General features: G+C 60.7%; 14 protein-coding genes. 2 read left to right on the top strand and 12 right to left on the bottom strand.

Translation table 11 applies throughout. From position 1 onward, the window contains the following. Window positions 1-30: 30 nt before the first annotated feature. Together alaS and recA are read right to left on the bottom strand one after the other, a co-directional pair. Window positions 31-2,697, bottom strand: coding sequence for an alanine--tRNA ligase (alaS, locus tag G6N74_RS01000; RefSeq protein ID WP_165113343.1), 2,667 nt, complete (start codon window positions 2,695-2,697; stop codon window positions 31-33). A 193-nt stretch (window positions 2,698-2,890) separates the two neighbouring features. After that, complete coding sequence (gene recA / locus G6N74_RS00995) at window positions 2,891-3,985, bottom strand: recombinase RecA (RefSeq protein WP_165113341.1); 1,095 nt, start codon at window positions 3,983-3,985, stop codon at window positions 2,891-2,893. Window positions 3,986-4,269: 284 nt separating this feature from the next. Here recA and G6N74_RS00990 point away from each other — a divergent pair, with 284 nt between their 5' ends. Then, entirely contained in the window at window positions 4,270-5,136 is an 867-nt protein-coding gene (locus G6N74_RS00990; RefSeq protein WP_165113339.1) for a PfkB family carbohydrate kinase, read from the top strand. On the opposite strand, the gene G6N74_RS00985 is transcribed toward G6N74_RS00990, so the two are convergent. After that, window positions 5,106-5,429 carry a TfoX/Sxy family protein gene (locus G6N74_RS00985; RefSeq protein ID WP_165113337.1) on the bottom strand — a complete coding sequence of 108 codons (324 nt, stop codon included), beginning with the start codon at window positions 5,427-5,429 and terminating at the stop codon, window positions 5,106-5,108. The genes G6N74_RS00990 and G6N74_RS00985 overlap by 31 nt on opposite strands. Window positions 5,430-5,544: 115 nt before the next feature. Between G6N74_RS00985 and G6N74_RS00980 the strand changes: the two genes are divergently transcribed. After that, window positions 5,545-6,042: a GFA family protein gene (locus G6N74_RS00980; RefSeq protein WP_165113335.1), complete on the top strand. Its 498-nt coding sequence runs from the start codon at window positions 5,545-5,547 to the stop codon at window positions 6,040-6,042. Between the two features lie 5 nt (window positions 6,043-6,047). Here G6N74_RS00980 and sufA read toward each other — a convergent pair whose 3' ends face one another. The 9 genes from sufA to G6N74_RS00935 all read right to left on the bottom strand — a co-directional run bounded on the left by sufA (window position 6,048) and on the right by G6N74_RS00935 (window position 13,714). Then, window positions 6,048-6,437, bottom strand: coding sequence for a Fe-S cluster assembly scaffold SufA (gene sufA / locus G6N74_RS00975; RefSeq protein ID WP_165113333.1), 390 nt, complete (start codon window positions 6,435-6,437; stop codon window positions 6,048-6,050). Between the two features lie 82 nt (window positions 6,438-6,519). After that, on the bottom strand, window positions 6,520-6,831 hold the full coding sequence (locus G6N74_RS00970) for a type II toxin-antitoxin system RelE/ParE family toxin (protein WP_165113331.1): 312 nt from the start codon (window positions 6,829-6,831) through the stop codon (window positions 6,520-6,522). Beyond that, window positions 6,831-7,076, bottom strand: a complete 246-nt coding sequence (locus tag G6N74_RS00965; protein ID WP_165113329.1) for a type II toxin-antitoxin system ParD family antitoxin — start codon at window positions 7,074-7,076, stop codon at window positions 6,831-6,833. Before G6N74_RS00965 ends, G6N74_RS00970 begins: the two co-directional genes overlap by 1 nt. A 64-nt stretch (window positions 7,077-7,140) precedes the next feature. Further along, window positions 7,141-7,536 carry an SUF system Fe-S cluster assembly protein gene (locus tag G6N74_RS00960; protein WP_165113327.1) on the bottom strand — a complete coding sequence of 132 codons (396 nt, stop codon included), beginning with the start codon at window positions 7,534-7,536 and terminating at the stop codon, window positions 7,141-7,143. Between the two features lie 5 nt (window positions 7,537-7,541). Beyond that, on the bottom strand, window positions 7,542-8,786 hold the full coding sequence (locus G6N74_RS00955; protein ID WP_165113325.1) for a cysteine desulfurase: 1,245 nt from the start codon (window positions 8,784-8,786) through the stop codon (window positions 7,542-7,544). 3 nt (window positions 8,787-8,789) lie between these two features. Next, on the bottom strand, window positions 8,790-10,058 hold the full coding sequence (sufD, locus tag G6N74_RS00950) for a Fe-S cluster assembly protein SufD (protein WP_165113323.1): 1,269 nt from the start codon (window positions 10,056-10,058) through the stop codon (window positions 8,790-8,792). Window positions 10,059-10,067: 9 nt separating this feature from the next. Next, window positions 10,068-10,823, bottom strand: coding sequence for a Fe-S cluster assembly ATPase SufC (gene sufC / locus G6N74_RS00945; RefSeq protein WP_165113321.1), 756 nt, complete (start codon window positions 10,821-10,823; stop codon window positions 10,068-10,070). A gap of 27 nt (window positions 10,824-10,850) precedes the next feature. Further along, window positions 10,851-12,374 carry a Fe-S cluster assembly protein SufB gene (sufB, locus tag G6N74_RS00940; protein WP_165113319.1) on the bottom strand — a complete coding sequence of 508 codons (1,524 nt, stop codon included), beginning with the start codon at window positions 12,372-12,374 and terminating at the stop codon, window positions 10,851-10,853. 176 nt (window positions 12,375-12,550) lie between these two features. Next, window positions 12,551-13,714, bottom strand: coding sequence for a cysteine desulfurase family protein (locus G6N74_RS00935; protein WP_165113317.1), 1,164 nt, complete (start codon window positions 13,712-13,714; stop codon window positions 12,551-12,553). Between the last annotated feature and the right edge of the window lie 56 nt (window positions 13,715-13,770).

The raw sequence follows: 13,770 nt of genomic DNA, 5'->3' as shown, positions 1-13,770 counted from the left end.
GGGCCTTTTCGATTCCGAATAAAGGTTGCGTCAGGCGCCTGCCAGCGCCGCCCTGACAGCCGCGATGGCCTCGGACGCCTTGCTGCCATCCGGACCACCGGCCTGGGCCATGTCGGCGCGGCCACCGCCGCCCTGCCCGCCGAGTGCTGCCGATGCGACGCGTACCAGATCGACCGCGCTGAAACGCGCCGTCAGATCATCCGTCACGCCGACGACAACGCTCGCCTTGCCGTCATCACCGGAGCCGACGAACACGACAACGCCCGAACCCAGCGTGCTTTTTCCGGCATCGGCCAGCGGCTTGAGATCCTTCGGCGTCACGCCTGAAACGGACTTGCCGAGGAAGCCGACGCCGGCCACGGTTTCGCGTTCTTCGGCAGCGCCATTGGCTGAAGAACCACCAAGGGCGAGCTTCTTGCGCGCTTCGGTCAGTTCACGCTCCAGCTTCTTGCGCTCATCCAGCAGCGCCTCGACGCGCGCAGGCACGTCGCCCGGCGCGACCTTGAGGGTTGCGGCAGCAGCCTTCAACCGCCGATCCTGCTCGTCGAGATGGCGCCGCGCCGCCTCCCCTGTCAGCGCCTCGATGCGGCGCACGCCGGCAGCGACCGCATTATCCGCCACGATGCGCACAAGGCCGATGTCGCCGGTCGACCTGACATGCGTGCCGCCGCAGAGCTCGACCGAATAGGGCCGGTTCGCCTTGACGCCGGAAACACCGGTGCCCATCGAAACGACCCTGACCTCGTCGCCGTATTTTTCGCCGAACAGCGCCATCGCGCCTTCCGCGATCGCATCGTCCACGGACATCAGCCGTGTGGTGACCGGGCTGTTCTGCACGACGATCTCGTTCGCCATGCGCTCGACCTCTTCGAGCTCCTCCAAAGCAATCGGCTTGTTATGCGAAATGTCGAAGCGAAGCCGCTCGGGCGCGACCAGCGAGCCCTTCTGCGCAACATGGGTGCCCAGCACCTCGCGCAGCGCCTCGTGGATGAGATGCGTCGCCGAATGGTTGGCCCGCAACCTCGTGCGACGCGCATGGTCGACCTTCAGTTCGACGGCAGCGCCTGTCTTCACCGCGCCCTTCGTCACCTTGCCGTTGTGGACGAACAGGCCATCGGCCTTCCTCTGCGTATCCGAAACCTCAATCGAAAAGCCTTCGCCGGAGATAATCCCGGTGTCGCCCATCTGGCCGCCGGACTCGCCGTAAAACGGCGTCTGGTTGACAATGACGGCGACCTGCTCGCCCTCCTTGGCCGCATCCACGACCGCGCCGTCCTTCACCAGCGACAGCACGATGCCTTCCGCCTGCTCGGTCTCGTAACCGAGGAATTCGGTCGCACCCGCCTTTTCGCGGACGGAGAACCAGACGGTTTCGGTCGCCGCCTCGCCGGAGCCGGCCCAGTTGGCGCGCGCCTCGGCCTTCTGCCGCTCCATCGCCTCGGTAAAGCCGGCCAGATTCACCGAGATGTTGCGCTGACGCAGCGCATCCTGCGTAAGATCGAGCGGGAAACCGTAGGTGTCATAGAGCTTGAACGCCGTCTCGCCGTCCAGCATGTCACCGTCGCCAAGCGTTTCGGTCGCGTCGGCGAGCAGTCCGAGGCCGCGTGCGAGCGTCTTGCCGAAGCGCGTCTCCTCCAGCTTCAGCGTCTCGGTGATCAATGCCTCGCCACGTCCGAGTTCAGGATAGGCCTGGCCCATCTCGCGCACCAGCGCCGGCACCAGTTTCCACATCAGCGGCTCGTTCGCGCCGAGCAATTGTGCGTGGCGCATGGCCCGGCGCATGATGCGCCGCAGCACATAGCCGCGTCCCTCGTTCGAGGGCAGCACGCCGTCAGCGACAAGGAAGGAAGACGAGCGCAGATGGTCGGCGATCACACGGAACGACGCAACGGTGTCGGCATCAGGAGCCCGGCCGAGAGCGGAAGCCGTAACGTCGATCAGATGGCGGAACAGGTCCGTCTCGAAAACGCTTTCCACGCCCTGCAGGATCGAAGCCATGCGCTCCAGCCCCATGCCGGTGTCGATCGAGGGACGCGGCAGCGCCACGCGCTCCTCCTTCGTCACCTGCTCATACTGCATGAAGACGAGGTTCCAGAACTCCAGGAAGCGGTCGCCGTCTTCTTCCGGACTGCCGGGAGGGCCACCCCAGATATGCTCGCCGCGGTCGATGAATATCTCCGAGCATGGCCCGCACGGCCCGGTATCGCCCATCGCCCAGAAATTGTCCGAGGTCGCGATGCGGATGATGCGATCGTCGGAAAAGCCGGCGATCTTCTTCCAATAGCCCACCGCCTCATCGTCGGTGTGGTAGACAGTGACGAGCAGCTTGTCCTTGGAAAGTCCGAACTCCTTCGTGATCAGGTTCCAGGCGAGCTCGATCGCGCGCTCCTTGAAATAGTCGCCGAAGGAAAAATTGCCGAGCATCTCGAAGAAGGTGAGATGGCGCGCAGTATAGCCGACATTGTCGAGGTCGTTGTGCTTGCCGCCGGCCCGCACACTCTTCTGGGCGGTCGTGGCGCGCGAATAGGAGCGCGTCTCCAGCCCGGTGAATACATTCTTGAACTGGACCATGCCGGCATTGACGAACATGAGCGTTGGGTCGTTGCGTGGCACGAGCGGGCTCGATGGAATGACCTCGTGCCCGTTCTTTTGGAAATAGTCGAGAAAAGTCGACCGAATTTCGTTTACGCCACTCATGTGCTTGCCTTTTTGAGAACTCCGCCTGTGCCGAGGCGGAAAATGGACATGGCCTTTTAGCCTTAGCACCCTACCCTGTCCAGAACGCCGAACTGCGGTAAACCGCATCCGCAAAAGGGTTTTCATTATCCTGAAAACAAAACCGCCGGCTCGAAGGCCGGCGGTTTGTCAAAACAGCTGAAGCGCGACCAGCCTATGCTTCGTTGGCTTCGCCAGCATCATCCTCGAAATCGGCTTCCGGTCCACCTTCAAGGAATTTCTCGGCGATCAATCCTGCGTTCTGCCGCAAGAGCAGTTCGATCTCGCGAGCCGTGTCAGGATTATCGCGCAGGAACAGCTTTGCGTTTTCACGGCCCTGGCCGAGACGCTGCGAATTATAGGAGAACCAGGCGCCCGACTTCTCGACCACGCCGGCCTTGACGCCGAGATCGACAAGCTCGCCGGTCTTGGAAACCCCCTCGCCATACATGATGTCGAATTCGACCACCTTGAAGGGCGGCGCCAGCTTGTTCTTCACCACCTTGACGCGGGTCTGGTTGCCGACGACCTCGTCGCGATCCTTGACCGAGCCAATGCGACGGATGTCGAGGCGAACCGAGGCATAGAATTTCAGCGCGTTACCGCCCGTCGTCGTCTCGGGCGAACCGAACATCACACCGATCTTCATGCGGATCTGGTTGATGAAGATGACCATCGTGTTCGAACGCGAGATGGATGCCGTCAGCTTGCGCAGCGCCTGGCTCATCAGGCGCGCCTGCAGACCCGGCAGGGAATCACCCATCTCGCCTTCGATTTCGGCCCGCGGCGTGAGTGCCGCAACAGAGTCGACGACCAGAACATCAACAGCGCCTGAGCGCACCAGCGTATCGCAAATCTCCAGGGCCTGCTCACCGGTATCCGGCTGCGAGATCAGGAGGTTCTCGAGATCGACCCCAAGCTTGCGGGCATAAACCGGATCAAGGGCATGCTCGGCATCGACGAATGCGCAAATGCCACCCTTCTTCTGCGCCTCGGCAACCGTATGCAGCGCCATCGTCGTCTTGCCCGAGCTTTCCGGACCGTAGATTTCGATGATACGGCCGCGCGGCAGGCCGCCGACACCGAGCGCGATATCAAGGCCGAGAGAGCCGGTCGAAACCGTCTCGATCTCGACGATCTTCTCATTTGCGCCGAGGCGCATGATCGAGCCTTTTCCGAAAGCGCGCTCGATCTGCGACAGCGCGGCATCCAGAGCCTTTGTTTTGTCCACCGTTTTGTCCTCTACAAGCCGCAACGAATTCTGAGCCATGATACATTACCCCTTGGACGTCAATGAAAGGCCGGGCAACCCGGCTTTGTCATCAACATGTACCTCTTTTGTTCTCATTTGGCAAGAGGTCTCAAGTGGTTGATAAGTAATAGATTTCCACACATGTTCTATTTTTGTACTATAGATATGCACAGAGCGCTGCGATTGCGTTCGCGCGGTTGCGTGGCTGAGTCACAGCCTGGGCGATTCGCTGCTGCGGATTGTCCAAAGCCCACGCCCGCGCGATAAGCTCTCACCGGATTTTCATTTTAACAGGATGCGCGATGAAGTCTTCCAGAATTCTGGCCATAGGCGGCGCGCATATAATCCGGCACGGCCGGATCACCGGCTCATTCACACCAGGGGAATTCAATCCGGGCGTGATGCGCGAGGATGTCGGCGGCGATGCGTTCAATGCCGCGCGGATAGTCATACGACACGGCGACTCCGCTTCGCTGATCTCGGTGAGAGGCGGAGACGTCGTGGGCGAAACCGTATCCTGCGCCATTGCCGCAGAAGGTATTTCGGACCTTTCCGTGATTTTCCTGGATCGCAAGACGCCGAGCCGGACGGTCTTGCTGGACAGCGACCACCGCCTCATTGCCGAGCTCGACGACACGGCGCTCTACGACCTTGTCTTTCCGAAGCAGATGCGGCGTTCGAAGATGCGCGAGGCGGTGGCGCAATCCGACGCAATTCTTTGCGATGCCGCCATGCCCGCCGCTGCCCTCGAAAAGCTCGCAACGCTCGCCGCCGGCAAGCCGCTGTTTGCGATTGCAGAGTCTTCGACCAGGATCCTGCGTTTCGCGAATCTTCTGCCTGAACTCGCATGCCTTTTCATGAAACGCGAAGGCGCCATTGTGCTTTCGGGCGATAGAGGAAAGAGCGAGATTGCATCGATTGCAGAGGAGCTGCGCGAGCGCGGCCTCGCATGCGGCATCATCATGGAAGACGACGGAACAACCGTCGGTTTCGACCGGAAATCCCTCTTTTCGATTCGAGCGCTCGATCCCGCATATTCACTCGCGGCATTGGCAGGCGCCACAATAGTCGCTCTGATGCGCGGATTGCCGATGCGCGAGGCGCTCTCGGCAACAAGCCCGGCTCAAGAACCGGGCACTCACTTGCCGGCGCGCAAGCCCGCCTCATAGGCCCTGCGCGCCCAGACCGTCATCTCTTCGGGATCATCGAGCGCGTCTTCAGGGATGCTCCAGTAAGGCATGGCGACTGTCTTGCCATGCCTCGACCCGGTGTAGGTCCATTGGGTGCAGCCGGCAGCTTCGAAATCGGGCGCGCTTTGTGCATCTGCCTTCAGCCGGAATTCGCCACGGATCTCGACCGCGATGATGACGCCATCGAAATAGACGCCCTTGCCGCCAAACAGGCGACGGATTGAAACCGGCCCAAGCCCGTCGAAAATTTCGCGGATGCGTTCGTCGTCCATGGCGTGATGATGTCACGCGGCCCTGAACTTGTCATGCTGGCAACCAAAGCTCTGCTGACAGGTTTAACGCCCGTACGTGATATATCGAAGCGATCGATTGCCAGGAGTTGCCAGAATGCCCGTCCTGCTCAAAGGCTCATGCCACTGCGGTGCCGTTCATTTCGAAGTCGAGAGCCATACCCCTGCCCCCTACCAGCTCTGCTACTGCTCGATCTGCCGCAAACAGCAGGGCAGCGGCGGTTATGCCATCAATCTGGGCGCCGACAATGAGACGATGAAGGTCACAGGCAAGCGCCACATTGGCGTCTATCGTGCCAAGATCGAGGACGACGAGCATCCGGTCTGCGAGGTTTCCAGCGGAGAACGCAATTTCTGCAAGAAGTGCGGGGCAGCCCTGTGGCTCTACGACTCGACATGGCCGGAGCTTGTCCACCCCTTCGCCTCAGCGATCGACACCGACCTGCCTATCCCGCCGGAGCGCACGCACCTGATGCTGAAATACAAGGCGAACTGGGTTGAGCCGGATATCGCCAAGGGCGACAAGACATTCGACGTCTATCCCGAGGAATCGATCGCCGAATGGCACAAAAGAACTGGTATGTGGGTTGATTAGGGCGCTCAGGCAGCGCCGGCTGATGCTCTCGCCTCGGCAAGTTGCTTGAGGTCGGCAGGCTTCAGTTCGACCGATTCGCCGCAGCCGCAGGCCGAACTCTGGTTCGGGTTGGTGAAGGTGAAACCGGTGCGAAGCTGCGTCACCTCGAAATCCATCACCGTGCCGAACAGGAAAAGCGCCGCTTCCGGCGCGACATAGACATGGGCGCCGTCACGCTCGATGTGATCGTCCTTGAGGTTGGGCTCGGTCACGAGATCGACCGTATATTCCATGCCCGCACAGCCGCCCTTCTTGATGCCGAGGCGAATGCCCTGCGCACCTTCACGGGTCGCCACGATCTCGTTGACGCGAGATGCGGCCTTTTCGGTCATGCTTATGACGGCAAAGCGTCCCATTTCATTCTCCATGCCCATGCAGGTTCAAGGCCTGCCGGATACCCTATAGATGGTCGATCGAAGTCCGGTTGGCAAGTCGCAATCAGATATCATCGTCCCGGTAGTACGCGATGAAATCACGATGGCCTTCAAGCACCGTCACCACTTCGAAGATGTCATCTCTATAACGGAAAAAGATGACATAGCCCTTGAAAGCGAAACTGCGCAGACCCGGCTTCAACTCCGTTCTCTCTCGCCCCAGCGTACCTGGAAGCGACGCCAGCCTGGCGCATTTTTGCCGCAACTCGCCGACAAATGCCTCGGCCAGGAAGCGGCTGCCGGTCGTGGTCGCGATGTAAATTGCGATATCCAGGAGATTGTCGAGCGCCTCACTGGAAAAGCGGAGTTCCCGCATCAGGCCCGTTCTGCCGCCCAGCTATCGAGTTTCGCCTTCAGCGCCCGTTCGACATCTTCCTCGCTGTGACTGCCGCCACGGTCGATAGCGGCCTCGATGGTTTGCCGGAGCGCCAGAAGTTTTGCCTCGCGCTCTTCAACAAGGCGCAGCCCCTCTCGAACCACTTCGCTGGCGGAACCGTATCTTCCCTGTTCAACGGCCGTGGCCACAAAGCTTTCCCAGCGTTCTCCGAGCGAGACATTCATGATGCTCTCCTTTGCAAAGCATCATAGCAAATAACAGAAAATGCGCAATTTTCGTTATCGTCGCTCAATACCACCCGACCGCGACCTGCGCCTCTTCCGACATGCGGTCCGGCGTCCAGGGCGGATCGAAGGTCATGTTGACCTCGACATCCGAGACGCCTTCCACCGCACCGACCGCATTCTGCACCCAGCCCGGCATTTCGCCGGCGACCGGGCAACCGGGCGCTGTCAGTGTCATGTCGATCTTGACCGAGCGGTCGTCTTCGATGTCGATCTTGTAGATGAGGCCGAGCTCATAGATGTCGGCCGGAATTTCAGGGTCGTAGACCGTCTTCAGCGCCGAGACGATGTCGTCGGTCAGCCGCGCCAGTTCTTCGGCGGGAATGGCCGAAGCCGAAACCACGCTACCGCCCTGCTCCTCGACGGGCTTGGATTCGGTTTCAACGCTTGCGTCTTCCATTGTGCTCACCCGAAGAATTTCCGCGCTTTTTCAAGCGCTTCTGCCAAAACGTCCACTTCAGCGCGCGTATTATACATGCCGAAGGATGCCCTGCATGTGGAGGTTACGCCGAAGCGTTTCAACAGCGGCTGCGCGCAATGCGTGCCGGCGCGCACCGCCACGCCCGCCCGGTCGATCACCATCGACACATCATGCGCGTGAATGCCCTGCAGTTCAAACGACACTATGGCGCCCTTGCCCGGCGCGTCGCCGAAGATGCGCAGCGAGTTGATCGAGCGCAGACGTTCATGCGCATAATTCTTCAAATCTGCCTCATGCGCGGCGATCGCCTCGCGGCCGACCTTTTCCATATATTCGAGCGACGCTCCGAGCCCGATCGCCTGGACGATCGGCGGCGTGCCGGCCTCGAAGCGATGCGGCGGATCGTTGTAGGTGACATTGTCTTCCGTCACCTCGGTAATCATCTCACCGCCACCCTGGAAGGGCCGCATGCGCTCCAGCATCTCGCGCTTGCCGTAGAGCACGCCGATGCCGCTCGGCCCATAGACCTTGTGGCCGGTAAAGACGAAGAAATCGCAGTCCAGATCCTGCACGTCGATCGGCATATGGACAGCACTCTGGCTGCCGTCGACCAGCACCGGAATGCCGCGCGCATGCGCGATCCGCACGATTTCCTTGATCGGCGTGACGGTGCCGAGCGCGTTCGACATCTGCGTGATCGCCACCAGCTTGGTGCGATCGGTCAGGCGCTTTTCGAATTCCTCGATATGGAACACGCCTTCATCGTCGACCGGCACCCAGACGAGTTTTGCGCCCTGCCGCTCGCGGATGAAATGCCACGGCACGATGTTGGAGTGATGCTCCATGATCGAAATGACGATCTCGTCATCCTTGCCGATATTCGGCATGCCGAAACCATAGGCGACCGTGTTGATCGCCGAGGTCGTGTTGGAGGTGAAAACGATCTCTTCCGCGCTGCCGGCATTCAGGAAGCGGCGAACCGTTTCGCGAGCCTTTTCATAGGCATCGGTCGCGGCGTTCGACAAGAAATGCAGGCCGCGATGGACATTGGCATATTCATTGGCATAGGCGTGCTGGACCGCATCGAGCATCGCCTGCGGCTTCTGTGCCGAAGCGCCATTGTCGAGATAGACCAGCGGCTTGCCATAGACTTCGCGCGACAGGATCGGAAAATCGCGGCGGATCGCCTCGACGTCGTAGAATTCCGCGATTTTACCCGGCGCGTTCATGCCTCACCCATGCGTCTGGAACCATCCGTCGAGCAGCGCCTCCAGCGCCTCGACCACCGGTTCGACTTCCAGTTCCTCGATGACCTCGGCGACGAATGCCTTGACCAGCAAGCCGCGCGCAGTCTTCTCGTCGATGCCCCGCGCCATCAGGTAGAACAAATGGTTGTGGTCGATCTCGGTTACGGTCGCGCCGTGGCCGCACTGCACGTCGTCGGCGAAGATTTCGAGCTCCGGCTTGGCCGAGAACTCGCCGTCGTCCGACAGCAGCAGCGTGTTGCAGGCCATCTTCGCGTCGGTCTTCTGCGCGTATTGGGCAACGTTGATGCGACCCTGGAATACGCCGCGCGCCTTGCCGGTGACGACATTGCGGATCACTTCCGTCGAACTCGTATGCGGCACCGAATGATCGAGCACCATGGTGACGTCGGTATGCGTGTCGCCGGCGAGCAGGTTGATGCCGCGCAGCGTGAACACAGCACCCTCGCCCGCCGCGTCGACGATAATCTCCTGGCGGACCAGCTTGCCGCCGGCATTCATAAGGAAAAGCGTCAGCTTGGAATTCTTGCCGAGCTTTGCCTTGAACTGCGCCAGATGCGTTGCCGTGTCCGGCTGTTCCTGCACGATCAGCCACAGCACCTCAGCATCATCGCCGAGCACAAGCTGGCTGACCGAACTGACAAGGGCAGCGCCCTCGCCGGTCTGGCGCTCGACAATCGTCGCCTTGGCGCCGGTACCGACGCGCACCGGAAAACGCATATGCGTCTGTCCGCCGGCCTGTACATTCTGCAGTTCGAGCGGCGTTTCGGGCTCGGTGCCGTCGGCGATGTCGACAAAATAGCCGTCGGCAACGAAGGCCGTATTCAGCGCGCCGATCGCATCGTCAAAGCCGTAAGGGTCGAGCGCCGGGGCAAAGCTGCCATCCGTGAGCTTCTCGGCCAAAGACTGGACAGTCACGCCTTCGATGGAAGGAAGCTTGCCTGCAGTCGCACCGTTCAGCGCCGAAAGCACCGTCGAGCCCTCGAGCAGCGGCGCAATGGCCTTCGCCTGAACTGCACCGTCATGCGCGGGAACCGAAGTCAGCAGGCGGCGCAGGTCGGTATAGTGCCAGGATTCGATGCGCTTGGTCGGCAGGCCGGCCTTCAGCGCCTCGATGGCATCGTCGCGCTTGACCATGACCTCGCCGTCGCCCGGCAACAGCGACAGCCGCTCGCCGAACGCGTCGATCAGCGCCGTTTCGGCTGCCGTTCGCTGCGGTGTTGCATGCATATTCATCACACTCACCTATGCCGCCTCTTCGATGATCCCGGCATAGCCGTTCTCTTCCAGCTCGAAAGCCAGCGACTTGTCGCCCGACTTGATGACCTGGCCCTTGTAAAGCACATGCACCGAGTCCGGCACGATGTGTTCGAGCAGGCGCTGGTAGTGGGTGATGACCACGATGGCGCGGTCTGGCGAGCGCAGCGCGTTGACGCCGTCCGACACGATCTTCAGCGCATCGATGTCGAGGCCGGAATCGGTCTCATCCAGCACGCAGAGGTTCGGCTGAAGCAGCTTCATCTGCAGGATTTCCGCGCGCTTCTTCTCGCCGCCGGAAAAGCCGACATTCAGCGGACGCTTGAGCATCGCCATGTCCATGCTGAGCAAGCCGGCCTCTTCCTTGACGCGCTTGATCAGCTCAGGAATCTTCAGCGGCTCTTCGCCGCGCGCCTTGCGCTGCGCGTTCATCGCGACCTTCAGGAATTCCATCGTCGCCACGCCCGGTATCTCCATCGGATACTGGAACGCCAGGAAAATGCCGGCGGCAGCGCGCTCGGCCGGGTCCATCTCAAGGATCGACTCGCCATTGTACAAAATCTCGCCCTCGGTGACTTCATAGTCGGGCCGGCCAGCCAGAATATAGGACAAGGTCGACTTGCCCGAGCCGTTCGGGCCCATGATGGCGGCAACTTCGCCGGCCTTCACGGTAAGGTTCAGCCCGCGGATGATTTCAACGCCGCTCTCGGCGATCCGGGCATGCAGGTTCTTGATCTCAAGCATATTTTTCTTCCTGAATTCCAATACCGGTCAGCCGACCGAACCCTCGAGCGAAATGCCGATCAGTTTCTGCGCTTCGACCGCGAACTCCATCGGCAGTTCCTGGATGACTTCCTTGACGAAGCCGTTGACGATCAGTGCGATGGCCTCTTCCTGGGGAATGCCGCGCTGCATGACGTAGAACAGCTGGTCCTCGGAGATTTTCGAGGTTGTCGCCTCATGCTCGAACTGCGCCGACGAATTCTTTGCCTCGATGTAGGGCACCGTATGCGCGCCGCAGTCCTCGCCGATCAGCAGCGAGTCGCACTGGGTGAAGTTGCGTGCATTCTCCGCCTTGCGATGGGCCGAGACCTGACCCCGATAAGTGTTCTGCGAAAAGCCGGCGGCGATGCCCTTGGAGATGATGCGGCTCGACGTGTTCTTGCCGAGGTGCAGCATCTTGGTACCGCTATCGACCTGCTGGTAGCCGTTCGACACGGCGATCGAATAGAACTCGCCGCGCGAATTGTCGCCACGCAGGATGCAGCTCGGATACTTCCAGGTGATCGCCGAACCGGTCTCGACCTGCGTCCACGAAATCTTGGAGTTCTTGCCACGGCAATCGCCACGCTTGGTGACGAAGTTGTAGATGCCGCCCTTGCCCTGCGCGTCGCCCGGATACCAGTTCTGGACCGTCGAATATTTGATCTCGGCATCGTCGAGCGCGACAAGTTCGACCACGGCTGCGTGAAGCTGGTTTTCGTCGCGCTGCGGTGCGGTGCAGCCTTCGAGATAGGAAACGTAGGCGCCGTCCTCGCAGATGATCAGCGTGCGCTCGAACTGGCCGGTGTTCTTTTCGTTGATGCGGAAATAGGTCGACAGCTCCATCGGGCAGCGAACGCCCTTGGGCACGAACACGAACGAACCGTCGGTGAAGACGGCCGAATTCAGCGTCGCATAATAATTGTCGGTAGTCGGCACCACAGTACCGAGATATTTCTTCACCAGTTCCGGGTGCTCGCGGATCGCTTCCGAGATCGAGCAGAAGATAACGCCGGCCTGCGCCAGCTCCTTCTTGAAGGTCGTGACGACCGAAACGGAATCGAACACCGCGTCGACCGCAACGCGGCCGGACTTGTAGACATTGTCGCCAGCTTCGTCGAACTCGTCGGCTTCCGCCTTCGGCTTCTGGACACCAGCCAGGATTTCCTGCTCTTTCAGCGGGATACCAAGCTTTTCATAAACCTTCAGAAGTTCCGGATCGACTTCCTCAAGCGAGGTCGGCCCCGGCGTGCTTTTCGGCGCGGCGTAGTAATAAATATCCTGAAAATCGATCTTCGGATAGTTGACGCGCGCCCAGGTCGGCTCTTCGAGCGTCAGCCAGCGGCGAAAAGCCTCAAGACGCCATTCCAGCATCCATTGCGGCTCGTCCTTCTTCTTCGAGATGAAACGGATCGTGTCTTCGGACAGGCCTTTCGGCGCCTTGTCCATCTCGATCTCTGTCTCAAAACCGTACTTGTATTGGTCAACGTCGATCTTACGAACCCGATCGATCGTATCCTGCACAGCAGGCATAAGCGTTCTCCATCCACGCCGGGGTCAAGGCCCGACAGTTTTCAAACTATGGCACCGCTGGCGCGGCGTAAGTTCCATATAGTGCGTCTTGCCGGGAAATTCACCCGTTGGAAGCGTTACAAACGCTCCAAAACGCACCGACTCGTTGGCCCAGAAGGCCAAATTCCATCCACCCCTCAGGCGGCTTTCGTTTTTTCGGCGCGACGCGCCAGGATTCCAGCTAGCACCGCCGTGAACTGCTCGATCTCGGCCTGCGTGGTCGCCGGGCCGATCGAGACGCGAAGCGCGCCTTCCGGATTGTCGTGTCCCATGGCCTTCAGCACATGGCTGGGGCCGACTTTGCCCGACGAACAGGCCGAGCCGGCCGACAGCGCCACACCCGCCAGATCGAAGGCGATTTGCGACGTTTCCGATTTGACGCCTGGAATAGCGAAGAAAATCGTATTGGCAAGCCGTTCGCTCCGGCGTCCGAATATTTCTGCATCGGGCGCAAGCGACAGGATCGAAGCTTCGAGGCTGTCACGTAGCGCCCGAACCTGATCGATCCCGGCGAGCGCAATCTTTGCTTCGCGTGCAGCCGCACCAAAGCCGGCAATCGCGGCGAGATTTTCCGTGCCCGCACGAAATCCGCGCTCCTGCCCACCACCGGTGACGAGCGGCTTCGGCATCATCAGGTCGGATGCGGCAACGAATGCGCCGACGCCTTTCGGCCCGCCGATCTTGTGCGACGACAATATCAAATAGTCGGCATAACCCGTTGCCAGATCGAGCGGAATGCGGCCAGCGGCCTGAACCGCATCGACCACGAACACACCGCCAGCCGCCTTGACGATCTCGGCGATCTTGCCAAGCGGCTGGATCACGCCGGTTTCGTTGTTGGCTACGTGAATAGCCACCAACGGCAGGCCTTCGGCCTTGTCGTGAGCAGCAAGCGCCTGCCTCAAAGCGTCCAGATCGGTAATTCCGTCACCATCGACGCCGATATGGATCGTGCGCTCGGCGCCAAAACGTCCGCCATTGAGCAGGCAGGGATGATCGGCAACTGACACGTAGGCCTTTGACAGACGAACCGCGCCGCGTCCCATCTGCCAGTCCGGCGTCAGAAGCGTCGTCGCCGCTTCAGTTGCGCCTGATGTGAAGACGACATGCTCGGGCTTGGTGTTGACCAGTGCTGCAATTTCGCGCCGCGCATCCTCGATGATGCGCCGCGCCGCCCGTCCCTCGCTATGGACGGAGGATGGGTTGGCGGTGATGTCGAGAGCCGCGACCATGGCTTCGCGCGCGCCCGGCAACAGCGGGGCGCTCGCATTGTGGTCGAGATAGGCGCGTGAGGCGGCCATTTGCGCTCGATCGGTCCTCTAAATCGCCATTCCGCCGGGTTGAACGTTATTTCCTT

The sequence above is a fragment of the Mesorhizobium zhangyense genome, assembly GCF_011045115.1.
Lineage (GTDB): Bacteria > Pseudomonadota > Alphaproteobacteria > Rhizobiales > Rhizobiaceae > Mesorhizobium_M > Mesorhizobium_M zhangyense.
This window is presented reverse-complemented; position numbering and strand designations above follow the sequence as displayed.